The sequence below is a fragment of the Aeromonas sp. s1(2024) genome (genome assembly GCF_040908005.1).
Taxonomy (GTDB): domain Bacteria; phylum Pseudomonadota; class Gammaproteobacteria; order Enterobacterales; family Aeromonadaceae; genus Aeromonas; species Aeromonas caviae.
The window spans coordinates 89574-112313 of sequence record NZ_JBFOCW010000083.1; the positions used below are offsets into that span (position 1 = coordinate 89574).

21 protein-coding genes and 1 riboswitch are annotated in these 22740 nt (G+C 65.0%); of the genes, 8 read left to right on the forward strand and 13 right to left on the reverse strand.

Going from position 1 to position 22740, the window contains the following annotated elements; all coding sequences use genetic code 11:
- Positions 1-99: 99 nt before the first annotated feature.
- The 8 genes from thiH to AB5Y70_RS19880 all read right to left on the reverse strand — a co-directional run bounded on the left by thiH (position 100) and on the right by AB5Y70_RS19880 (position 8235).
- Positions 100-1371: a 2-iminoacetate synthase ThiH gene (thiH, locus tag AB5Y70_RS19845; RefSeq protein WP_103244134.1), complete on the reverse strand. Its 1272-nt coding sequence runs from the start codon at positions 1369-1371 to the stop codon at positions 100-102.
- A complete protein-coding gene (locus tag AB5Y70_RS19850; protein ID WP_052815867.1) occupies positions 1368-2135 on the reverse strand; it encodes a thiazole synthase in 768 nt (255 codons plus the stop codon). The genes thiH and AB5Y70_RS19850 overlap by 4 nt, the downstream gene beginning before the upstream one ends.
- An 85-nt stretch (positions 2136-2220) precedes the next feature.
- Entirely contained in the window at positions 2221-2421 is a 201-nt protein-coding gene (thiS, locus tag AB5Y70_RS19855; RefSeq protein ID WP_010672666.1) for a sulfur carrier protein ThiS, read from the reverse strand.
- Between the two features lie 2 nt (positions 2422-2423).
- Complete coding sequence (locus AB5Y70_RS19860; RefSeq protein ID WP_103244133.1) at positions 2424-3203, reverse strand: HesA/MoeB/ThiF family protein; 780 nt, start codon at positions 3201-3203, stop codon at positions 2424-2426.
- Positions 3193-4800 carry a thiamine phosphate synthase gene (gene thiE, locus AB5Y70_RS19865; protein WP_103244132.1) on the reverse strand — a complete coding sequence of 536 codons (1608 nt, stop codon included), beginning with the start codon at positions 4798-4800 and terminating at the stop codon, positions 3193-3195. The genes AB5Y70_RS19860 and thiE overlap by 11 nt, the downstream gene beginning before the upstream one ends.
- The gene (thiC, locus tag AB5Y70_RS19870) at positions 4797-6800 is read right to left on the reverse strand and encodes a phosphomethylpyrimidine synthase ThiC (RefSeq protein ID WP_103244131.1); all 2004 of its coding nucleotides are present in this window, start codon (positions 6798-6800) and stop codon (positions 4797-4799) included. The genes thiE and thiC overlap by 4 nt, the downstream gene beginning before the upstream one ends.
- Positions 6801-7063: 263 nt before the next feature.
- Positions 7064-7177, reverse strand: a riboswitch (TPP riboswitch).
- A 62-nt stretch (positions 7178-7239) separates the two neighbouring features.
- A complete protein-coding gene (locus AB5Y70_RS19875) occupies positions 7240-7728 on the reverse strand; it encodes a hypothetical protein (protein WP_103244130.1) in 489 nt (162 codons plus the stop codon).
- A 78-nt stretch (positions 7729-7806) separates the two neighbouring features.
- Positions 7807-8235, reverse strand: a complete 429-nt coding sequence (locus tag AB5Y70_RS19880) for a hypothetical protein (RefSeq protein WP_103244129.1) — start codon at positions 8233-8235, stop codon at positions 7807-7809.
- 90 nt (positions 8236-8325) lie between these two features.
- Here AB5Y70_RS19880 and AB5Y70_RS19885 point away from each other — a divergent pair, with 90 nt between their 5' ends.
- A complete protein-coding gene (locus AB5Y70_RS19885) occupies positions 8326-8994 on the forward strand; it encodes a response regulator transcription factor (protein ID WP_042864554.1) in 669 nt (222 codons plus the stop codon).
- Positions 8991-10247: a HAMP domain-containing sensor histidine kinase gene (locus tag AB5Y70_RS19890; protein ID WP_268451463.1), complete on the forward strand. Its 1257-nt coding sequence runs from the start codon at positions 8991-8993 to the stop codon at positions 10245-10247. Before AB5Y70_RS19885 ends, AB5Y70_RS19890 begins: the two co-directional genes overlap by 4 nt.
- A 154-nt stretch (positions 10248-10401) precedes the next feature.
- On the opposite strand, the gene rimK is transcribed toward AB5Y70_RS19890, so the two are convergent.
- The 3 genes from rimK to metH all read right to left on the reverse strand — a co-directional run bounded on the left by rimK (position 10402) and on the right by metH (position 16332).
- A complete protein-coding gene (rimK, locus tag AB5Y70_RS19895) occupies positions 10402-11298 on the reverse strand; it encodes a 30S ribosomal protein S6--L-glutamate ligase (RefSeq protein ID WP_010672657.1) in 897 nt (298 codons plus the stop codon).
- 203 nt (positions 11299-11501) lie between these two features.
- Positions 11502-12569: a Gfo/Idh/MocA family oxidoreductase gene (locus AB5Y70_RS19900; RefSeq protein WP_368176115.1), complete on the reverse strand. Its 1068-nt coding sequence runs from the start codon at positions 12567-12569 to the stop codon at positions 11502-11504.
- A gap of 67 nt (positions 12570-12636) precedes the next feature.
- Positions 12637-16332: a methionine synthase gene (gene metH, locus AB5Y70_RS19905; protein ID WP_103244126.1), complete on the reverse strand. Its 3696-nt coding sequence runs from the start codon at positions 16330-16332 to the stop codon at positions 12637-12639.
- Between the two features lie 204 nt (positions 16333-16536).
- Here metH and AB5Y70_RS19910 point away from each other — a divergent pair, with 204 nt between their 5' ends.
- Both AB5Y70_RS19910 and AB5Y70_RS19915 read left to right on the forward strand, forming a co-directional pair.
- The gene (locus AB5Y70_RS19910; protein ID WP_042880492.1) at positions 16537-17814 is read left to right on the forward strand and encodes a sodium:proton antiporter; all 1278 of its coding nucleotides are present in this window, start codon (positions 16537-16539) and stop codon (positions 17812-17814) included.
- Between the two features lie 471 nt (positions 17815-18285).
- A complete protein-coding gene (locus AB5Y70_RS19915) occupies positions 18286-18462 on the forward strand; it encodes a hypothetical protein (protein WP_010672653.1) in 177 nt (58 codons plus the stop codon).
- 101 nt (positions 18463-18563) lie between these two features.
- Here the strand turns inward: AB5Y70_RS19915 and AB5Y70_RS19920 are convergent, their stop codons facing one another.
- Positions 18564-19085: a GNAT family N-acetyltransferase gene (locus AB5Y70_RS19920; protein ID WP_010672652.1), complete on the reverse strand. Its 522-nt coding sequence runs from the start codon at positions 19083-19085 to the stop codon at positions 18564-18566.
- Between the two features lie 140 nt (positions 19086-19225).
- Here AB5Y70_RS19920 and AB5Y70_RS19925 point away from each other — a divergent pair, with 140 nt between their 5' ends.
- Positions 19226-19489 carry a hypothetical protein gene (locus AB5Y70_RS19925; RefSeq protein ID WP_039040440.1) on the forward strand — a complete coding sequence of 88 codons (264 nt, stop codon included), beginning with the start codon at positions 19226-19228 and terminating at the stop codon, positions 19487-19489.
- Between the two features lie 74 nt (positions 19490-19563).
- Complete coding sequence (locus AB5Y70_RS19930; protein ID WP_042015333.1) at positions 19564-20418, forward strand: neutral zinc metallopeptidase; 855 nt, start codon at positions 19564-19566, stop codon at positions 20416-20418.
- A gap of 60 nt (positions 20419-20478) precedes the next feature.
- Here AB5Y70_RS19930 and AB5Y70_RS19935 read toward each other — a convergent pair whose 3' ends face one another.
- The gene (locus tag AB5Y70_RS19935) at positions 20479-20958 is read right to left on the reverse strand and encodes an HAD family acid phosphatase (RefSeq protein ID WP_199767286.1); all 480 of its coding nucleotides are present in this window, start codon (positions 20956-20958) and stop codon (positions 20479-20481) included.
- Between the two features lie 164 nt (positions 20959-21122).
- Between AB5Y70_RS19935 and AB5Y70_RS19940 the strand changes: the two genes are divergently transcribed.
- Both AB5Y70_RS19940 and AB5Y70_RS19945 read left to right on the forward strand, forming a co-directional pair.
- On the forward strand, positions 21123-22343 hold the full coding sequence (locus AB5Y70_RS19940; RefSeq protein ID WP_103244124.1) for a PAS domain-containing protein: 1221 nt from the start codon (positions 21123-21125) through the stop codon (positions 22341-22343).
- Positions 22344-22360: 17 nt separating this feature from the next.
- Positions 22361-22735 (forward strand): anti-anti-sigma regulatory factor, encoded by a 375-nt coding sequence (locus tag AB5Y70_RS19945; protein ID WP_043154645.1) that lies wholly within the window; start codon positions 22361-22363, stop codon positions 22733-22735.
- The last annotated feature ends 5 nt before the right edge of the window (positions 22736-22740 follow it).

A 22740-nucleotide genomic window follows, 5' to 3' on the forward strand; every position in this document is an offset into this window, starting at 1 on the left:
GCGGCCTCACGTCCTGCACGGCAAAGCCGTGCCTGCTTGCCACAGGCACGGAGTCTGGCTGGACGCCGGGATGCCACCGGCAAAGGGGCGTGGCCGCCCCTATCGGCCCAGGAAGGGCTCCCAGTCCTTGAACACCGGCTGCAACCCTGCCAGCCGCACGGCGGCGGCCACTTCCCCCACCGGGCGGTCGTCGTGGATGGCGAACTGCTCCAGCTCCTCTTTATCCCCCTCGGCATAGCCACCCGGCTGGGTGCGCGACTCGGCCGACATCTGGGTGATGCCAAGGCGCACTGCGCCGTTGCGAAAGGTGGCGGACTCGCGGGTCGAGAGGGACAAGTCCAGCGTGGGCGAGAAGAGGCGCCAGGCGCAGATAAGCTGGGCCAGCTGGCGATCCGACATGACCACGGCAGGCTCCAGCCCGCCGGTGCAGGGGCGCAGGCGCGGGAAGGAGAGCGAGTAGCGGCTCTGCCAGTGGTGGCGCTCAAGCCAGGCGAGGTGCTCGGCGACGAAGTAGCTGTCGGCACGCCAGTCCGCAGAGAGACCGATGAGCGCCCCCAGCCCTATCTTGTCGATACCGGCGCGGCCGAGCCGATCCGGCGTGGCGAGGCGCCATGCGATGTCCTGCTTGTTGCCGCGCAGGTGGTGGCGGGCATAGGTGGGGGCGTGGTAGGTCTCCTGATAGACCATGACCGAATCGAGGCCGAGGGTTTTCAGCTCGGCGTACTCGGCTTGCGAGAGGGGCTGCACCTCCATCCCCACCGTGCTGAAGTGACGGCGGATGATGGGCAACACCTGCCGAAAATAGGCGAGCCCCACCTTGTGCTCGTGCTCGCCGGTCACCAGCAGCACGCTGTCAAAACCGCGCGCCTTGATGGCCAGACACTCGCGCTCAATCTCCTCTGCATTCAGGGTCTTGCGCTTGAGGCGGTTGCTCATGGAGAAGCCGCAGTAGGTGCAGTCGTTGGCACAGAGGTTCGACAGATAGAGGGGCACATAGAAGCCGATGGTGTTGCCAAAGCGCTGGCGGGTCAGGCGCTCGGCCTCGGCTGCCATCTGCGGCAAATACGCCTCGGCGGCCGGGGAGATCAGCGCCATAAAGTCGGCCAGGGTGCGGCGGGAGGTAGTCAGCGCCCGCTCTACATCGGCGGCGGTCTTGGCGCGGATCTGCATGCCGATATCGTCCCACTCCAGCTCCTGCCATCTATCGAGAAAACTCTCCGACTTTCTCTCAACCCCCTCCCGGCCTCCCCCTTCACAAGGGGGAGGTGTTAATCCGCCCCCCCGATCTCCTACTTCACAAGAGGGCGAAGTCGACACTCCCTCCCCTGGCAAGGGGAGGGTCGGGGTGGGGTCATTGGCATGCTGACTCATAACGCCCCCAGAAAATCGGTAAGCGGGCTGGAGGCTTGCGCCTGCAGGGCGCGGGCGCCGAGACCGGCTTCATAGGCACTGCGCCCGGCGGTGCAGGCCAGCGCAAAGGCGCGGCCCATGGCGATCGGGTCGCCGCTCACCGCGATGGCGGTGTTGACCAGCACGGCATCGGCGCCGAGCTCAAAGGCGGCGGCGGCGTGGCTCGGCGCACCGATCCCCGCATCCACCACGACCGGCACATTGGCCTGCTCGACGATGATGGAGAGAAACTCCCGGGTCACCAGCCCCTGATTGGAACCGATGGGCGCACCGAGCGGCATCACGGCGGCGCAGCCCACCTCTTCGAGCCGTTTGCACAGCACGGGGTCGGCGCCGCAGTAGGGCAGCACCACAAAGCCCTCTTTCACCAGCTGCTCGGCGGCTTTCAGCGTCTCGATGGGATCGGGCAGCAGGTAGCGCGGATCGGGGTGGATCTCGAGCTTGAGCCAGTTCGTCCCCAGCGCCTCGCGGGCGAGGTGGGCGGCAAATACCGCCTCGGCGGCGGTCTTGGCCCCCGAGGTGTTGGGCAGCAGCTTGACCCCGAGTTGCCGAAGGGGCGTGAGGATATCGTCGTGGGCCTTGCCCGGTTCGAGCCGCTTGATGGCCATGGTCACCAGCTGGGAGCCACTTGCCTCGATGGCGGCGGCCATCAGTTCCGGGCGGGCAAACTTGCCGGTGCCGGTGAAGAGGCGCGAAGAGAAGGTGTGATCGGCAATCTTGAGCATGTCAGCCTCCGGCCACTGCGATAAGAAGAGATGAGGCCCCGCCGCAAGGCAGAGCGCGCGAAGATGGGACTGCGAGCATCATGGATCAGCCTCCCGCGATGGCGGTGAAGAGGTGGAGTTCGTCCCCGTCATTGAGACGGGTCTCGGCCCAGCGGCCACGGGGCAGCACGGCACCGTTGAGGGCCACCGCTACCCCCTGAGGGGAAATCTCCTGCACCGCCAGCAGCTCAGTCAGGCGCTGGCCGGTGGGCAGCGTCAGCTCGATATCGTTCAATCGGATCTTCATGGTTAATTCTCCAGGGCCGCGTGGGTGCTGCCGCAGACCGGGCAATCGGGGTCGGGAGCCAGCGTGAGGGTCTGCCACTGATGGGTCAACGCATCGAAGCGGCGCAATGTGCCCGCCACCGGGCTCGGCATCCCGAGCAGCATTTTCAGTGCCTCCAGCGCCTGCAAAGAGCCCATCACCCCGACCAGCGGGCCGGTGACACCGCTGGTCTCGCAGCTCTGGCTCACCTTGGTATCCAACGGATAAAGGCAGGCGTAGCAGGCGTGATCGCTGCTGGTGCGCACCATCAGCTGCCCCTGCCAGCCCACTGCGGCGGCACAGACCCAGGGCTTGCCCTGGGCCACGCAGGCGGCGTTGATGGCCTGGCGGGTGGCGAGGTTGTCGCAGCAGTCGATCACCAGATCCACCTCGGTCACAAACTCCGGCAGGCTGGCGGCATCGAGTCGCTGATTGATGGCAATCAGCTCCACCAGCGGGTTGTGGGCGGCCAAGCGCTCGCGGGCCAGCTCCGCCTTGGAGTGGTTGACCGCCTCGCTATCGAACAGGATCTGGCGCGGCAGATTGCTGGAGTCCACCGTATCGCCATCGGCCAGCCACAAAGTGCCCACCCCGGCCCCGGCCAGATAGAGGGCGAGCGGCGAGCCGAGCCCGCCGAGGCCCACGATCAGCACGGATTTATCCTTGAGCCGTGCCTGACCGGCTTCCCCCACTTCCGCCAGCATCAGCTGGCGGCCGTATCGCAGATACTCTTTGTCACTAAGAGAAGCGGCATCAGAGCGCATGTTCTGCCTCCCGTATCACGCAGGCCGAGCGCGGTTCATCCCCCGCCCCCACGGCGGCGAGCAGCCGCTCGGTCGCCCCCTGCCAGTCATCGCTTGCCGTGATGGCCGAGACCAGCGCAATGCTGCCGACCCCGCTTGCCTTGACCGCCGCCACCCGCTCCTCGCTGATGCCGCCGATGGCCACCGTGGGCCACTGCGCCATCAGGGCGCGGTAGTGGTGCAGCCGCGCCAGCCCCTGGGGGCGCGAAGGCATCGCCTTGGTGTTGGTCGGGAAGATATGGCCGAGCGCGATATAGGAGGGGGCCAGCTCGCGGGCCCGCATCAGCTCGAAGTAGCCGTGGGTGGAGATGCCAAGGCGCAGCCCGGCCGCCTGAATGGCGGCGAGATCGGCGGTCTCCATATCCTCCTGCCCCAGGTGCACGCCCCAGGCACCCGCCTCGATGGCCTGCTGCCAGTAGTCGTTGATAAAGAGCCGCGCCCCATGGCGGCGACCGAGCGCTACCGCATCACGAATGGCCGGCGCCACCTCTGTGGCGGGCAGATTCTTGATCCGCAGCTGGATGGTCTTGACCCCGGCCCCCAGCAGGCGTTTGAGCCACTTGACCGAGTCCACCACCGGATAGAGGCCGAGGTTGTGTTCGGTCGGCGCGAAGGGGCCCTGCGGCAGACGGGCGCTGCTCGCTTCATACAATCCAAAGCGGCGATCGAGCGGTGAGCCCGCCAGCACGGCACGGGGGAAGTGGGCAAGATCGGCAGGCCAGCCGAGATGGGCGATGGGCCCCGGGCCTGCGCCCACCCCTTGCGCCGCCGCCAAGCCCTGTTGCAGGTAGGCCCGCGCCAGGGTGATGGCGTCCTCCACCGGATAGTCCTGCGCCACCACGGCGGCGATGGCGCTGGCGTAAGCGCAACCGGTGCCGTGACCGTGGCGGGTATCGAGGCGCGGCGCGGCGAGCCAGAATTCGCAGCTCTCGTCCTGGTAGTAGTCGAGGCAGAGATCCCCGCCCCATTCAAGGTGGCCCCCCTTGACCAGCACGGCGCGAGCGCCGAGTTCGCGCAGCCGCCGGGCGGCGAGGCGCACCAGCTCGGGACTGGTGGCGGGCAGGCCGGTCAGGGCTTCCAGCTCGGGACCGTTGGGGGTGATGAGGGACAAACGGGGCAGCAGGTGCTCGCGCACCGCCACCAGCATGCCGGGCTCCGCCATGGGGGTGCCGGTGCTGGCGATGGCCACCGGGTCGTAGACCACGAAGGGAGCCTCGACGGTCGACAACCTGCGTGCCAGCACCTCCACATGCAGCCGGGTCGGCAGCAGGCCGATCTTGATGGCGGCGGGTGGCAGATCCAGCCCCAGGGCATCGATCTGGGCGGCGAAGGTCTGCATCAGCACGGGGTCGACCATCTTCACCGCCACCGAGTTCTGGGCGGTGATGGCAGAGATGACCGAGCAGCCGTGCACGCCGAGGTCATGCATTGTGTGCAAGTCGGCCTGAATGCCGGCCCCGCCGCCGGAGTCAGACCCGGCGATGGTCCAGACCACGGGGCGGGCCTGCGTCACAGGCGACAGGTCGGCGGGGCTGACAGCCCCGCGCTCGCTGCTCACGCCTCCTCCCCTGCGGCCTGCTTCAGGGTCGCCGCCTGATGGTAGATCTCGCCGCCGGTCTCCTTGAAGGTTTCCGCCATGCGGGCCATGCCGCTCTCCACCTCGGCCACCACCCGCTCCTGCTGACCGTCCATGCCGACCAGCTTGATCTCCACGGCTTCCAGTTTCGCCGCATAATCGCGCACGTCCTGGGTGATCTTCATGGAGCAGAACTTGGGCCCGCACATGGAGCAGAAGTGGGCCACTTTGCCGGACTCCTGAGGCAGGGTCTCGTCGTGGTAGGCGCGGGCGGTGTCGGGATCCAGGGCCAGGTTGAATTGATCCTCCCAGCGGAACTCGAAGCGCGCCTTGGACATGGCGTTGTCGCGGATCTGGGCGCCCGGGTGGCCCTTGGCCAGATCGGCGGCGTGGGCGGCGATCTTGTAGGTAATGAGCCCCTGCTTCACGTCCTCCTTGTTGGGCAGGCCCAGGTGTTCCTTGGGGGTCACGTAGCAGAGCATGGCGCAGCCGTACCAGCCGATGAGCGCGGCGCCGATGCCGGAGGTGAAGTGATCGTAACCCGGGGCGATGTCGGTGGTGAGCGGGCCCAGGGTATAGAAGGGCGCCTCGTGGCAGTGCTCGAGCTGCTCGGTCATGTTGCGCTCGATCATGTGCATGGGCACGTGGCCGGGGCCCTCGATCATCACCTGCACGTCGTACTCCCACGCAATTTTGGTGAGCTCGCCCAGAGTGCGCAGCTCGGCGAACTGGGCCTCGTCGTTGGCGTCGTAGACGGAGCCCGGACGCAGACCGTCACCCAGCGACAAGCTCACGTCGTAGGCGGCGCAGATCTCGCAGATCTCGCGGAAGTGCTCGTAGAGGAAGTTCTCCTTGTGGTGCGACAGGCACCACTTGGCCATGATGCTGCCGCCGCGGGAGACGATGCCGGTGAGGCGCTTGGCGGTCATGGGCACGAAACGCAGCAAGACGCCGGCGTGGATGGTGAAGTAGTCCACCCCCTGCTCGGCTTGTTCGAGCAGGGTGTCGCGGAACAGCTCCCAGGTGAGGTCTTCGGCAATGCCGTTGGTCTTCTCCAGCGCCTGGTAGATGGGCACGGTGCCGATGGGGACCGGACTGTTGCGCAGGATCCACTCACGGGTCTCGTGGATATAGCGGCCGGTGGAGAGATCCATCACGGTGTCGGCGCCCCAGCGGGTGGACCACACCAGCTTCTCCACTTCCTCTTCGATGCTGGAAGTGACCGCCGAGTTGCCGATGTTGGCGTTGATCTTCACCAGGAAGTTGCGGCCGATGATCATGGGCTCCGCTTCCGGGTGGTTGATGTTGCTGGGGATGATGGCGCGACCGGCGGCCACCTCATCGCGCACGAACTCGGGGGTGATGTTCTGGGGCAGTCTGGCGCCAAAGCCCTGACCCGGATGCTGGGTGCGCAGGAGCTCGGAGCGCACTCGCTCGCGGCCCATGTTCTCGCGGATGGCGATAAATTCCATCTCGGGGGTGACGATGCCTTGGCGGGCATAGTGCAGCTGGGTGACCCGGCGGCCCGGCTTGGCACGGCGGGCCTTATGTTGCGAAGAGTGCAGATGCTCGAAGCGCAGGTGATCCAGCCCCTCGTCCGCCAGCCGCTCCTGAGTGAAGGTGGAGCTCAGCCCGTCCAGCGCGTCGGTGTCAGCACGCTCCAGCACCCAGGCTTCGCGCAGGCGCGGCAGACCACGGCGCACGTCGATGGGGGCGGCCTCTTCCCCATAGGGGCCCGAGGTATCGTAAACCGGCACCGGCTCGTTGGGCTCGAACTGGGGAGCCTCCTTGGTGCCGCCGACGAAGGTGTCGGCCAGCTGGATCTCCCGCAGGGGCACCCGGATATCGGCGCGGGAGCCTTCGATAAAGATGCGGCGGGAGTTGGGGTGAGCCATCCCTTTCAAGTTGTCGATAAAGGTCTGGGCGCTGGAGCGCTGCTCGCGGCGGCTGGATTTGGTGGTATCAGATACATTGGTAGACATAGCAAAACTCACATTAACTGGTTGAAGTTATGGGTGTTTGCTTGTCTGGAGTTCGAGGAGAAGATGAACTTGCGGCGGGGTGTGCTCGGGGGAGTGAGTCGGGCATGGATCTTCCCTGCTCTGCCGTCCCGGTGTTTCCCTGGTCTGGAAACCCGGCGCCCTAAGGACAGCCGGACGGGACAACCTCCCCCTGTGCGCCTGTGCCAGCCAGAGGCGGTCTGCCTCTGGCTGGCGGGAAGGTGTGCCTTCCCCGGCGCGGTAACCCGCAAGTTACCCTTGTTTCCCTTCGCAGGTCTTAACCTGATCAGGTTCCACGGATCCCGAATTAACGGTCTCAGCTTAGCGTCGTTCGACGGTCAGCACTCCGACAAGATGTGCGCCAGTATAAGTGGGGAAATTTAAAGTACAAGCCATTAACAAGGGGAAAGGGAGAGAGGTCTCACTCTTCGGCGTCGAGGGGATCCTCGGGGTCGGGAATGAGGATATCGGTGAGGCGGCCCTCTTCATCCCGGCTCAGCACCAGGCGGCGACCCGGTTGCAGATCGGCGGCGCTGCCGTTGATCCAGCGAGTGTCAGCATCAAACACCAGCACGCCGAGTTCCTGTAGCAGCAATGCCTGCTGATTGTGGGTGAGCAGTCGATCCTCCGCCCGCCGCCAACTGGCCCCGAGCGCCGGATCCGGCGCCCCGTCGAGCACCCGGATCGTCTCGGCGACGCCGTAGCGGCTCTGGATCGCGAGGTGCATGCCGGGCACGAGCCCGTCCGGCTGCGCCACGCCGTGCAGTTCGGCACTGCCGAGCTCCAGCTCAGCCCCCTGGAATTGCAGGCGCACCCCGTCGTTGTGCTCCAGCTCCACCAGCCAGAGCTCGGCGTCGTCGGCAAAGGTGCAGAAGGGCAACAGCAGCAGGCAGAGTGCGGTTCGGGTCATGGCAGGCGGTCCGGGGTCACGGGGTGAGGTTTAACTATGGCCCCGGACGGGCAATTTTTCCCGGTCCGCACTGACCGGTCAGTCATCCTCCCGGCACTGGCTCAGGCGCATGCCGTCAAACTTGCACTCCAGCTCCAGCCAGCGTCCCTCGAACGGGGAGAGGCTCCCATCCGAGGTGATATAACCCCAGATCCGTCCCCCTTCCACCGGCCCTTCGAGCTCCATCTCGTCCTCCTCCTCCAGCGCCTCCACCTCGCGAACGAGCCGCCGCGCCCCTGCCGCCGTCTCCTGCACGACCCCTTCCAGATCGACCCAGGTCCCGCCGAGATCGTCCTCATCCAGGCCATCCTTGAAGCGGGTGCGCTCATCGATCACGAAGGGAATGCCATTGACCATCAACTGGCCAAGCTGCCAGGTGGTGCGGCCCGTGAGCTTGAACTCGGCCGCCTGCACCAGACCAAAAGGCAATAGAATCAATAACCAGAAGGCGCAGAGAGACTTCTTCATCGGGGATCCTCGGGGTTACACTGGCACACAGGATGACCCATCCGGTGTGAAATGGCCGTGAAATATCGGCACAGACCAGGAGATCAGAGCATGAAAATACTGGTGGTGGAAGACAGTCCCCAGGTGGCGGAGACCATCATGGACTATCTGGCGCTGGCCGGGCACAGGGTGGATTGCGCCTATCATGGCCAGGCCGCGCTGCAACTGCTGGCCCAGGAGCGCTTCGACGTCATCATCATGGACGTCATGATGCCGCGCCTCGACGGCCTGCGTACCGTGGAGCGGCTGCGTGCGGACGGCATCGCGACCCCGGTGCTCTTTCTCACCGCCCGTGACAGCCTGGAGGACAAGCTGGCAGGCTTTCGGGCGGGGGGCGACGACTATCTGGTCAAGCCGTTCGCCATGGAGGAGCTGGAGGTGCGCCTGGAGGCCCTCAGCCTGCGTGGCCCCAGAGGGGACATGGGCGTCCTCGGCTTTGGCGATCTGACGGTGGATCCCGCCAGCGGCCGCGCCACCCGCGCCGGGGTGGAGCTCAAGCTCGGCAAGATCCCGTTCCAGATCCTCACCCTGCTGGTGAAGCGCGCGCCCCAGCTGGTGACGCGCCAGGAGGTGCTCGACACCGTCTGGGGCGACGAGGAGCCCGACTCCGACGCACTGCGCAGCCACATCTATGCCCTGCGCAATGTCCTCGACAAGCCCTTCCCCACCCCCATGCTGGAGACCCTGCACGGCCAGGGCTACCGGCTGGTGACCCCATGACGAACCCGACGCCGCCCCTTGCCTCCGGCCTGCCGAGCCTGCGCCGGCGCCTGGTGCTGGCGCTGGGAGGGGCCGGTCTGCTGCTGCTGGTGATCCTGAGCCTGCTGATGGTGGTGGCCGAGAACAAGATGGAGGAGCTGAGCCTGCGCCACTGGCTGGAGGCGGAGGCAACCCGCTATGACGACGACTGGTTGCGCCTCGGGATGGCGGCCCCCGCCCCCAGCCCCCGCCAGTTCTCCAGCTACTGGACAGAGGCGGGCCGCCTGCCCGCCTGGCTCAAGGCCTACCAGAGCCCAGGCTTCTTCGAGCATCAGCTGGGCCGGGAGGACAAGCACTTCCTGGTACGCGCCCACCCCTCGGGTCAGGGGCTGCTCTATCTGGTGTTCAACGACGATGCGGACGACTACCTCGACCCTTACGAAGCCAAGCTGCATCTGGTGACCCGCCTCATCGGCCTGGCCCTGCTGCTGGGGAGCCTCGCCTTCGGCATCTGGCTGGTGCGTCACATCACCAGGCCGCTGGAGCGGCTGCGCCAGCGGGTCGCCCACCTCACCCCGGATCAGGGGGACTTCGTGCCCGATGCCCCCTGGCAGGAGCTGCGAGAGATAGAGCAGGCGCTGCTGGCGGGCAAGCACGAGGTAGCCGCCGTGTTTGCCCGTGAACAGGAGTTCAGCCGCTTTGCCAGCCACGAGCTGCGCACCCCCAACATGGTGATCCAGGGATCCGCGGCCCTGCTCGGCAAGGTGAATGACCTGCCCGCCCCGGCAGCCCGCGCCGTCAGCCGCATCCGCGCCGCCGCCGACGAGATGGCCCTGCTCACCGAAACCTTCCTGCTGCTGGGACGCAAGGAGGCCGTGGAGCGCCCGCCCCAGCAGGTGGCGCCGCTCATTCGCCGGGAACTGACCCGCCTCGCCCCCCTGCTGCAACGGGAGACGCTGGACATTCGCCTGCAACTGGACGAGGAGAGCGAGGTGCAGGCCCCCCTCTCCCTGCTCGCCATCGCCCTCGGAAACCTCTTGAAAAACGCCCTGAGCTACGCCGAGGGCCACATCGAGATCACCCTGCACGAGCAGGTGCTCACCATCAGCAACCCCACCGCCGCCGCGCCGGATCAGATCCTCGGCTACGGCTGCGGTCTCACCATCATCCAGCGCATCTGCGAGAAGCTGGGCTGGCAGATTGAGACCCACCTGGTGGATGGGGTCTTCAGCGCCCGGCTGGTGATGATCCCCGGCGCCCCCGGGGCGGTATAACCCCCTCATCCCCGGCCCTTCTCTCCGGCTGTTCAACACAGTGGGAGAAGGGAGACACTTCCCGGCAAGCCCGCAGCCTTCCAGCCCACCCTCCAGATAGCAACAAGGCGCCCGAGGGCGCCCTGTGTTTACCTGTCTGACACTCGTTTGGGGCTCATTCCGCCGGCTTGTGCTTGCGGCTCGCCTTGAGCTCGAGGAACTCGATGATCTTGCCCGCCACGTCCTTGCCGGAGGCAGCTTCCACCCCCTGCAGGCCGGGGGAGGAGTTCACCTCCAGCACCAGCGGGCCGCGGGCGCTACGCAGAATATCCACCCCGGCCACGTCCAGCCCCATGATCTTGGCGGCCTGCACGGCGGTGGCACGCTCTTCCGGCGTGATCTTGATGGCTTCGGCGGTGCCGCCCCGGTGCAGGTTGGAGCGAAACTCCCCCGGCTGGGCCTGGCGGCGCATGGCGGCCACCACCTTGCCGTTGACCACCAGGCAGCGGATATCGGCGCCGTTGGCCTCGCGGATGTACTCCTGCACCAGGATGTTGTTGTTGGTCTGGATAAAGGCCTCGATGACGCTCTCGGCGGCCTTCTGGGTCTCGCACAGCACCACGCCAATCCCCTGGGTGCCCTCCAACAGCTTCACCACCAGGGGGGCGCCCCCCACCATGGTGATGAGATCCGGTACGTCGTGGGTGCTGTGGGCATAGCCGGTCACCGGCAGGCCGATGCCATGGCGGGAGAGCAGCTGCATGGCACGCAGCTTGTCCCGGGAACGAGAGATGGCCACCGAGCTGTTGAGGGCCATGGTGCTCATCATCTCGAACTGGCGCAGCACGGCGGTGCCATAGAAGGTGATGCTGGCACCGATGCGCGGGATCACGGCGTCATAGCTCTCCAGCTCCCGTCCTTCGTAATGGATGGAGGGGCTGTGGGAGGCGATGTTCATGTAGCAGCGCAGGGTGTCGAGCACCTCGACCTGGTGCCCACGGGCCCGGGCCACCTCGACCAGACGGCGGGTGGAGTAGTTGTTGGGCTCACGGGATAAAATGGCAATATTCATGGAAATGGCAGACCTGATAATCGGACTGGAGAGTATAAGGTGCCATGAACGACTGGCAACGCCAATCCTTTCCCCTCACCATGCGCGGTTCTGCAAGAACGGGCAAAACCCGAGAGTGCCGCACTCAAGACGGACCAAAGCCAGAGAGCGTTCTGCAAGACAGCGCCAGCCACCAGCCCTCATGCCGGATGGCGCCAGCGACGTCAATGGGGGCCGCGCAGCCCTTGCTGCAACTCAAGCAGCAGGGCGACCTCCTGCAACCGGCGCGCCGTGGTGCCGGCCCAGCCTCCCAAAGGCACGGGGGCCAGCAGGGTCTGGGCGATGCAGTGGCGATAGAGGGGCCCCTCATGTTGCCAGCCCCGCATCCCGTCGACGTCGTGATGGTGCAGCCACTCCAGGTTGCCGCGGCGAAGCAGTTCGATGCGCCGCCCATCCTTGAGGTGCAGGCAAAGCCCCTTCTTCTCCACCCCGGGACCTGCATACTTGTCGAGCCAGAGGGTCAGGGGCACCCCTGCCGCCTCGCCACGCAGGCAGGCTCGCCCCTCGGCGCTCTCCAGATCCCCGCGCCGGATGGGCTGCCCCAGCCGGTCGCAGACGCCCTCCGCGATCAGGTGCAGGCGGTCGTCCCCACCCAGGGCCACCAGCAGTTCCCGGATCATCGCCAGCAGATGGGTGCCGATGTCGAGGATGACACCGTCCGGGTGGCGCAGGACCCGCCGATCCGGCTCGCCGGTGGCGAAGTTGAGGGCATAGGGATGCCCCGCCTCGTCCAGGCCGCAGGGTTCCAGCAAAAAGCCCTCCACCGCGCTGATATCGGCGAGGGTGGCCAGTCCGACCCCGGCGCAGCCTGGTTCCCGAGGCTGCCAGCCTTCATCCAGTTTGCCGCTCAGCAGCAACTGCTGGACGGCATTGCGGGCCATCCAGTGATCCAGCGCCAGCACCCTGGCCGCGACCTCGGGGTCCGCCAGCAGGGCGTGCAGGCGATCGTGCTGGGCCAGGGTGGCCACCACGGGTTTCTCCACCAGGATGAGGGGAATGGCGCTGGCCAGTGCCTGTTCCAGCACGGGCAGATGCAGCAGGGAAGGCGTGGCGATCACCAGCCGATCCAGGGGTTCGGCCAGCAGGGCTTCCAGGGTCGGGGCAGACATGACGCCGGGCAGGGTGATGGCGGGATCAAAACCCCATATCTCGGTATTTTCCGCCAGGGCGGCAAGTGCAGGCAGATAGGCTGTCTGCACCACGGCCCCCAGACCGACAAATCCAATCTTCATGGCAACCTCGATATGGCGTGCGTACCCGGCGCCTGCCCCGCACCGCGTGAGGCGGGGCAGACGGGGATCAATGCAGGTTGGGCCCCAGCCAGCGTTCGGCCTCTGCCAGGGTCATCCCCTTGCGCATGGCATAGTCTTCCACCTGATCCTGCTGGATCTGGGCCACGGCGAAATACTTGCTCTCGGGGTGGGAGAAGTACCAGCCCGACACCGCTGCCCCCGGCCACATGGCGTAGGACTCGGTGAGCTGCATGCCGATGGCCTGCTCCACGTCCAGCAGCTCCCAGATGCTCCCCTTCTCGGTGTGCTCCGGGCAGGCCGGGTAGCCCGGCGCCGGACGTATCCCCTGGTAATTTTCGCGAATCAGTTCCTCGTTGCTGAGCGCCTCGTCCGGGGCATAGCCCCAGTGCACTTTGCGCACCTGCTCGTGGAGGTATTCGGCAAAGGCCTCGGCGAGGCGATCGCACACCGCCTGGATGAGAATGGCGTTGTAGTCGTCGTGGTCCGCCTTGTAGGCCTTGGCGATGGCCTCCTCGCCGATGCCGCCGGTCACCGCGAAGGCACCGATCCAGTCGGGCTTGCCGCTCTCTTTCGGCGCCACATAGTCCGCCAGACAGTAGTTGGGGAAGCCCTGCTTCTCGCTCTGCTGGCGCAGGTGGTGCAGCACCTTGCGCACCTGGGTGCGGGTCTCGTCGGTGTAGACCTCGATGCTGTCCCCCACGGCGTTGGCGGGGAACAGGCCGACGATGCCGGCGCAGCGCACGCTCTGATCCTTCTCCAGCTGGTCCAGCATGGCGTTGGCGTCGGCGTAGAGGCGCGTCGCCTCCTCCCCCACGACTTCATCCTCCAGAATGCGGGGGAACTTGCCCGCCAGCTCCCAGCTGAGGAAAAACGGCGTCCAGTCGATGTAGGGGCGCAGCACCGAGATGGGCACGTTTTCGAACTTCTGTACGCCGGGCTCCCGGGGCGCCGGGGGCTCATAGCCCACCCAGTCCAGCTGATGGCGGTTGGCCCGGGCATGGGCCAGGCTGACCGGCTTGGAGCGCGGCTGCTTGCGGGCATGCTGATCCCGGGCAATCTCGTACTCCTTGTCGATGCGGGCGACGAAGGCGGGCTTGAGCTCCGGGCTCAGCAGGCTCTGGGCCACCCCCACGGCGCGGGAGGCGTTGGAGACATAGACCACGGGCTCGGAGTAGTTCTGCTCTATCTTCACCGCGGTGTGGGCCTTGGAAGTGGTGGCACCGCCGATGAGCAGCGGCAGCTTGAACCCCTGACGCTCCATCTCCTTTGCTACGTGCACCATCTCGTCCAGGGACGGAGTGATGAGGCCCGACAGGCCGATGATGTCGGCGTTCACTTCCCGGGCCGTCTTGAGGATGGTCTCGCAGGAGACCATGACCCCGAGATCCACGATCTCGAAGTTGTTGCACTGGAGCACCACCCCGACGATGTTCTTGCCGATGTCGTGCACGTCGCCCTTGACGGTGGCCAGCACGATTTTGCCGTTGCTGGAGCCGCCGGACTTCTCCGCCTCGATGTAAGGCTGCAGGTAGGCCACCGCCCGCTTCATCACCCGGGCCGACTTCACCACCTGGGGCAGGAACATCTTGCCGGCGCCGAACAGATCGCCCACCACGTTCATGCCGTCCATCAGCGGCCCCTCGATGACGTGCAGCGGCTTCTCGGCCTGGGCGCGTGCCTCCTCGGTATCCTCCTCGATGAAATCAGTGATCCCCTTGACCAGGGCGTGTTCGAGCCGCTTGCCCACCGGCCAGCTGCGCCACTCCTGATCCCGCGGATCCTCCGCCTGGGCACCCGCGCCGCGATACTTCTCTGCGATGGCCAGCAGCGCCTCGGTGGCGTTGTCGTTGAGGTTCAGCACCACCGCCTCGACCTTCTCTTTGAGCTCGGCCGGGATGTCTTCGTAGATGGCAAGCTGGCCCGCGTTGACGATCCCCATGTCCATGCCGTTCCTGATGGCGTGGTAGAGGAAGACAGCGTGGATGGCTTCGCGCACCGGCTCGTTGCCCCTAAACGAGAAGGAGACGTTGGAGACGCCGCCGGAGATCATGGCGTGGGGCAGGTGCTCCTTGATGTCCTTCACCGCCTCGATGAAGTCCACCGCGTAGTTGTTGTGCTCGTCGATGCCGGTCGCCACCGCGAAGATGTTGGGGTCGAAGATGATGTCTTCCGGCGGGAAGCCGACGCGGTCCACCAGAATGCGGTAGGCGCGCTGGCAGATCTCGAACTTGCGGGCCCGGGTGTCGGCCTGGCCCACCTCGTCGAACGCCATGACGATGACGGCGGCGCCGTAGCGGCGCAGCAGTTTCGCCTGCTCGATGAATTTGTCCTCCCCCTCCTTCATGGAGATGGAGTTGACCACCGGCTTGCCCTGCACGCACTTGAGGCCCGCCTCCAGCACCTCCCACTTGGAGGAGTCGATCATCACCGGCACCCGGGCGATGTCCGGTTCCCCGGCGATGAGGTTCAGGAAGCGCACCATGGCCGCCTCGGCATCCAGCATCCCCTCATCCATGTTGATGTCGATGATCTGGGCGCCGCTCTCTACCTGCTGCTTGGCGACGTCGAGGGCCTCGTCGTAGAGCCCCTCCTTGATCAGCCGCTTGAATTTGGCCGAACCGGTGACATTGGTGCGCTCCCCCACGTTCACGAACATGGATTCGGGGGTGATGATGAGGGGCTCGAGGCCCGACAGGCGGCAGGCTACCGGCAGATCCGGCAGGACGCGCGGCTTGATGCCCGCCACGGCGTCCGCCATGGCGCGAATATGGGTCGGGGTGGTGCCGCAGCAGCCGCCGACCAGATTGAGAAAGCCGCTTTGGGCCCACTCGCGGATATGCTCGGCCATCTCGACAGCATCGAGGTCGTACTCGCCAAACGCGTTGGGCAGGCCCGCGTTGGGGTGGGCGCTGACATGGGTCTCGCTGATGCGCGACAGCTCCTCCACGTACTGGCGCAGCTCATCCGGCCCCAGCGCGCAGTTGAGACCGAAGGAGACCGGTTTGACGTGGCGCAGCGAATGGTAGAAGGCCTCGGTGGTCTGGCCCGAGAGAGTACGACCGGAGGCGTCCGTGATGGTGCCGGAGATCATCACCGGCAGGCTGTAACCCAGCTCCTCGAACACCAGGTCCACCGCGAAGGCGGCCGCCTTGGCGTTGAGGGTGTCGAAGATGGTCTCGATCAGGATGATGTCGGCACCGCCCTCGATCAGGGCGTGGGTCGATTCGGTGTAGGCGGCCACCAGCTCGTCATAGGTGACGTTGCGCTTGCCCGGATCGTTCACGTCCGGCGAGATGGAGGCGGTACGGTTGGTGGGGCCCAGAACCCCTGCCACAAAGCGCGGTTTCGCCGGGTCCTTGGCGGTCCACTCGTCCGCCACGGCGCGGGCCAGGCGGGCCGCCTCCCGGTTTATCTCGGCCGAGAGCGCTTCCATCTCGTAGTCCGCCATGGCGATGCGGGTGGCGTTGAAGGTGTTGGTCTCGAGGATGTCGGCCCCGGCGGCACAATACTGGTCGTGGATCTCGCGAATGACGGCGGGACGGCTCAACACCAGCAGGTCGTTGTTGCCCTTGATGTCGGTATGCCAGTCGGCAAACCGCTCCCCCCGATAGTCCGCCTCACCGAGTTTGTAACCCTGGATCATGGTGCCCATGGCCCCGTCGATGATCAGGATCCGCTCCTTGAGACAGGCTTCCAGCCTGGCTGTGACATCCGCTTTCTTGTTCGACTCTCTGCTCGACACCGCTCGTACCCCTTACATCCATGCAACTGCGTGATGCCCATCCTAGCAGCAATCAAATTAAATGGAAATCTAGCCGTCTATCTGTCCGTGATGACGATTAAATATAACCATAAATAGGTAATGAGCATGATCTAACCCGGGAGTACCCTATGCCCGTCCTCAAGAGGGATACGTGCTTGCTGTTTACCAAAGAGAAAAATAACTATGAGCGTCTACTACACACTCTGCTTCCTGGCAGCGTTGGCGATCTTCATCGCCTTTGCCAACCAGTATGTTGTGAAGATCCAGACCACCATCGCCATCACTGCGGGCTCCATGCTGATCTCCGCGCTGCTGGTGCTGTTTGGCAAACTGGGTTGGTTCAATCTGGAGCCTCTCGCCATCAAGACCATGGAGAGCATCGACTTCCAGAACTTCCTGTTGAAGGGGATCCTGGGCTTCCTGCTGTTCGCCGGCGGCCTTGGCATCAACCTCAAGGCGCTGCGTAGCCAGAAGTGGGAAATCACCATTCTGGCCATAGCCGCCACCCTGCTCTCCACCTTCCTCATCGGCTACGGCTTCTGGTTCATCGCCAAGCTGCTGGGTTGGGACCTGCCGCTGGTCTACTGCATGTTGTTCGGTGCCCTGATCTCCCCCACTGACCCGATTGCCGTACTGGCCATCGTCAAGAAGATGAAGGCGCCACCCCAGATCGCCATCCAGATCGAGGGGGAATCCCTGTTCAACGACGGTGTTGGCCTCGTCATCTTCGCCACCGTGTTTGCCGTGGCCTTTGGCGGCGTGGAGCCCACCTTCGGCAGCGTGGCCGGTCTGTTCCTGCATGAGGCTCTCGGCGGCATCCTGTTCGGGGCCGTGCTGGGTCTCATCGCCCACGTGATGATCAGCGCCACCGACGACGGCTCCCTGGAGCTGCTGCTGACCCTCTGCATCCCGACCGCGGGCTTCGCCTTCGCCAACATGATCGGCGTCTCCGGCGCCCTGGCCATGGTGGTGACCGGCATCATGATCGGCAACTGGACCCGTCATTCCGGCTTCTCCGAGCAGAGCCAGCACCACCTGGATCACTTCTGGGAGTTGATGGATCAGTTCCTCAACGCCCTGCTGTTCCTGCTGATCGGTCTGGCACTGGTGCTGCTGGATCTGGCCTGGCGCGACTGGATCCTGCTGGTCATCGCGGTACCGCTCTGCCTGGCCGCCCGCTTCATCAGCGTCTCCCTGCCCTATGTGGCGTTCCGCAAGTTCCGCAGCTACAACACCTTCTCGGTGCGCATCCTCACCTGGGGCGGCCTGCGTGGCGGCCTGGCCATGGCCATGGCCCTGGCACTGCCATCCGGTGTCATGATGATCCCGGAGCACAACGTCGATCTGCGCCAGGTGATCCTGGTGATGACCTACTCGGTGGTGATGTTCTCCATCGTGGTACAGGGTATGACCATTACCCCCATGATCACCGCCGCCAAGAAGGCCTGTGGCGACGCCTGAGCCCGTCCCTGACCGGCAATGAAAAGGGCTCCCTCGGGAGCCCTTTTGCCGTCCCCGTGGCAGTGAAAAACAGGGAATGACTGGGTGAACGCACAATTAGTGTTTGCTTTTTACACATTTCGAGGAGAGAATGCGCGCCGGCTAGTTAATCAGCCCTGATTATGTTCGCAATGCTTCACCTCACGATGAATCCTGCCAGTACCCGCATAACCTTCTTCTGATTTACTCGCCTTGAGAACCGTTCAGGCTGTCTGCCTGCGTTGCCCGGCTCTCACGGTGCAGACCCGATCTGCCCACTCCCAAGTAGCATCATGCATCCGCGTGGTCCTTGGCGCCTTCCTTGAAAGTGCAGACGCCCCTGAACCGGGCTGGGTATTCCTGCGCGCTCGTCCGCCATCGTGCTGACCGCGCCCATTGACCTGACATTTGCCAATACAAGGAGCAAACACTTAATTTATATAGAGAAATACCATGATGAAACACGTACAGATCCGCAAACCCCTGCGTCGCAGCAAACCCATCAACCTGCCCGTGCAAGAGCACGACGACGATGCGTTCCTGATCCAGTTCAGCACCCGCTTCAGCGGCGGCTTCGCCATCTCCTGTGATGGCATCGCCGGCGAGTTCTCCATCGAAGAGCTCAACTGATCCTGCCTGCCCAGGCAGCGCCCGATGCAGACAGGCCGCAACTCACGGCGGCCTCCTTGCCTGACGTCATAGTCTGCATGGCCCCACCACCCGAGCGATGACTAGACCCCGCAAGTCTCCTTGTCAGGCGCCTCCAGCAGCAGGCACTCCTCCTCGCCAGCTCCCAGCCTGACCCGTTTGCCCTGACTCAGCCCCAGCTTGGCGAGTAGCCGGACCGAGCGCTCATTGCCCGGGGTGACGATGGCGACCACCCGCTCGATGCCGAGCCGTTCACGGCCATCTGCCATGGCCGCCCGCGCGGCTTCGATGGCATAGCCCTGGCCGCGCCAGGCGGGCAGGAAGGCATAGCCGATGTCTTCACAGGGCAGGGTATCGCGCTTGATCAGACCGCAGATGCCGAGCCTGGCTCCGTCTTCCCGCCGCACCACCAGATAGAGTCCGTGACCGTGGCGGGCATAACTGACCGCAGGCCCCTGCTGGATGTAGTTTTCGGCATCCGCCAGGGTACGCACCCCGCGATCGCCGATGTAGCGGTGAAAATCACCATCGTTGAGCAGTTCGAGAATGAAGGGGGCATCGACTATGGTCAGTTCGCGCAGTTCCAGGCGCTCGGAGAGGATCATGACATGGGCTCGTTCGGCAGAGAGAGTGTCCAAGACTGCTCCCGCCCCGCTTCCTTGGCAAGACCCGGACGATATTTTCGCCCCCGGGAGCCGCGTCCCCGCTATACTGCCCACCCCATGGAACAGGCAGGAGAACGGCCATGACCGATACCCCCGAATTTTTTGATGAAGAGACACTGCTGGAGATGGTGGAGAATCAGCTCGCCGACGGCCATCCCCTCCAGGTGAAAGCCACCCTGATGCGCCTGGTGATGAAGGGCACCCCGCGGGAAGAGGCGCTGCAATACATCGCCTGCGCCCTGGGTGCCGAGCTCATGGCCATGGAAGCCGAACAGGGCCCCTTCAACCTCGTCCGTTACGGCGAGTTTCTCGACAGCCTGCCCGAGATGCCCTGGGCCGAATGACCCGGGCCGATTAGGCAAGCCCCGGCGCCAGCCATTATCATTACTGCCACCACCAATGACGGGAGTATGGGGATATGCGCTGGCAAGATCGCCGTGAGAGCAACAATGTGGAAGACCGACGCCAGCAAGGCGGCGGCAACGGGGGCGGCGGCCTGCCCATCGGTGGCAAGGGGCGCCTGATCCTGCTGGTGGTGGTCATGGTGGCGGGGTACTACGGCGTGGACCTCGGCCCCCTGCTGCAGGATCCGGCCCCGCAGAGCCAGCCCCAGCGTCAGAACTCGTCCCAGGCTGCAAACGATCCCCTCGCCCGCTTCACCTCGGTGATGCTCGCCTCCACGGAGGACGCCTGGGGCGAGATGTTCCAGCAAAGTGGCAACCACTATCAGGCCCCCAGACTGGTGCTCTATCGCGGTGCGACCCGCACCGGCTGCGGCCAGGGGCAGTCGGTGATGGGGCCCTTCTACTGTCCGGCCGACAGCACCGTCTACATCGATCTCTCCTTCTATCAGGACATGCGCGACAAGCTGGGGGCCGACGGCGACTTCGCCCAGGGCTATGTGATCGCCCACGAGGTGGGCCACCACGTGCAGAACCTGCTCGGTATCTCCACCAAGGTGCGCCAGCAGCAACAGGGGCTGAGCCAGGTTGCCCAGAACCGGTTGTCGGTCAAGCTCGAACTGCAGGCGGACTGCTTCGCCGGGGTCTGGGGCCACTACATGGAAAAAGAGCAGGTGCTGGAGCGTGGCGATCTGGAAGAGGCGCTCAATGCCGCCCAGGCCATCGGCGACGACAGGTTGCAGCAGCAAGGTCAGGGCCGGGTCGTTCCCGACAGCTTCACCCACGGCACCTCGGCCCAGCGCCTCGCCTGGTTCAAACGCGGTTTTGACAGCGGCAAGCCCGCCAGTTGCGACACCTTCGCCGCCCGCTAGACGCCCAAAAGAAGGGCCGGAACCTGACAGGATCCGGCCCTTTTGCCATGCATGGGAACCTCAGTACAGGGAGTTGACGATCACCTCCTCCTCCCATGCGCCAGCCAGCGGCAGGGGCAAGTAGGTGGAGTTGGCCGAACGGCCGGTGACGAAGTAGATGTGATCGCCGCGCGGGAAGTGCATGGCGATGAGCGCCTTGCCCACCTCTTTCGGCACGCTGAACGCGTCCCAGCCGTTGCTCATCTTCTCCCAGAAGGCCGGATTCTTCAGGCAGCTCTCACCATTGGGGGAGAACGCCTTCTTGCCGCGATAGCACCCCGGGCTGGAGAAGAACAGGGTGTCATCGATGTCGAAACCCACCGCCATCGGCGGCAGCCCATCCAGGCTCCTGGCAATCTGCATCACCGACACCCAGTGAAGGGGGGCCTGCTGGGCCAGACTCACCGCAATGACACCGGCGGGGCTGGTCGGGATTTCAACTGCCACGGCGGGCAGGGTCAGGCTGGCGGCAACCAGGGCAAAGCGGGGCGATAAGGACATTAGTCCCGATATAAGGTGTTCATGACGAACTCCCCAGGCCCAAGACCCATCCGCCAGCAGGCTCTTTCGGCACTTCTTGTCCCCCGCTCTCGCCCCGGTGGGCTATAACTGCTGTACGCCTTCTAATGGCATTCAAATCAATTGCACCATTTACCGGAGATGCCATGGACGTGCACACCGCAGCTGCCCATTCGAATACTGTCACTCCCGCTTCATCCCAGGCCAGACTGGAGGCCGTCGACCAGCTGATGGCCCGGCTCGAGATCGCGCCAGACGGATTGATTCTGGATGCCAACCCCCGCTTTCTCGCCATCATGGGATACCAGCTGGCCGAGCTCAAGGGTCAGCACTACAGCATGCTGTTCCCCGCGGAGGCAGCAGAATCCGCCGACGAGGCCGCCCGTTGGCAGGCGCTGCGAACGGGGCAGGCACAGGAGGGAGAGTTTCGCCGCCGGGATCGGCAGGGGCGGGACATATGGCTGCGAGGCAGTTGCAGCCCCCTGCTGGACGAACAGGGCGCGCTGGTTCAGGTCATCGAATACACCATGGACCTGACCGAACAGAAGCAGCTGAACGCCAACTTCGAGGGGCAGCTCAACGCCCTGAGCCGGGTCATGGGCAAGGTGGAGTTTTCACTGGATGGCATCATCCTCGATGCCAATGCCCGCTTCCTGGAGACAGTGGGCTATCAGCTGGAAGAGCTGAAGGGCCAGCACCACCGGCTGCTGGTCGATCCCGACTACGCCCAGTCGGCCGACTATCGCACCTTCTGGGAAACCCTGCGCCGCGGTGAATTCCTGGCGGGAGAGTTCTGCCGAATCGGCAAACAGGGTGAAGAGATCTGGATCCAGGGCTCCTACAACCCGGTGCTGGATCTCACCGGCAAGCCCAGCAAGATCGTCAAGTTTGCCACCGACATCACAGCCCAAGTAGAACAGCATCACCAGCTCAAGCGCGCCATGGAGGAGGCGGAAGAGGCCGCCAGGGTGCGCGAGGAGCTGCACAAGTCGCTGCAGGAGATGTCGACCCCGGTCACCCCCATCTGGGACGGGATCCTGCTGCTGCCGCTGGTGGGGATCATCGATTCCATGCGTACCGCCGACGTGATGAACAAATCGCTCACCAAGATTGCCGAGACCCGGGCCCGGGTCTTCGTACTGGACATCGCCGGAGTCGCCACCGTGGATACCGGCGTCGCCAACCAGCTGATCAAGATCACCAAGGCGACCCAGTTCATGGGGTGCGAGGCCATCATCTCCGGCGTCTCGCCGGCCATCGCCCGCACCATGGTGGAGCTGGGGGTCTCTGTCGGCGACATCCGCACCACGGCGACCCTGCGGGATGCCTTCGAGATCGCCCTCAAGCGGGTCGGATCCACCCTCTAGGCCTCCAGGAGAGATGCATGCTGCTCAACAATGATCTGGGCATCGCCGACGTGGCCGACTGCATCGTGGTCAGCATGCGCCCCGACCTCGGTGACGAGGGCATGCAGCAACTGATGCAGGCCCTCTCCCAGCGGCTGATGCTGGGCCGCCAGCACGCGGTACTGCTCGACTTCTCCGGGGTCATGCTGCTCGATCACCACGAATTCAGGCAGGTACGCAAACTGGCCGAGGTGTGCCGCCTGCTCGGTGCCGTCTGCCTGCTGGTTGGGCTCAATGCAGGGATCGCCGCCTTCCTGGCGCTGGCCGATGCCGAGCCCGGGCCGCTGCGCTGCTTTCTCGACATGGACGATGCCTTCGCCCATGTTCGCAGGACGCTCAAGGATGAGGAGTAGCGCAT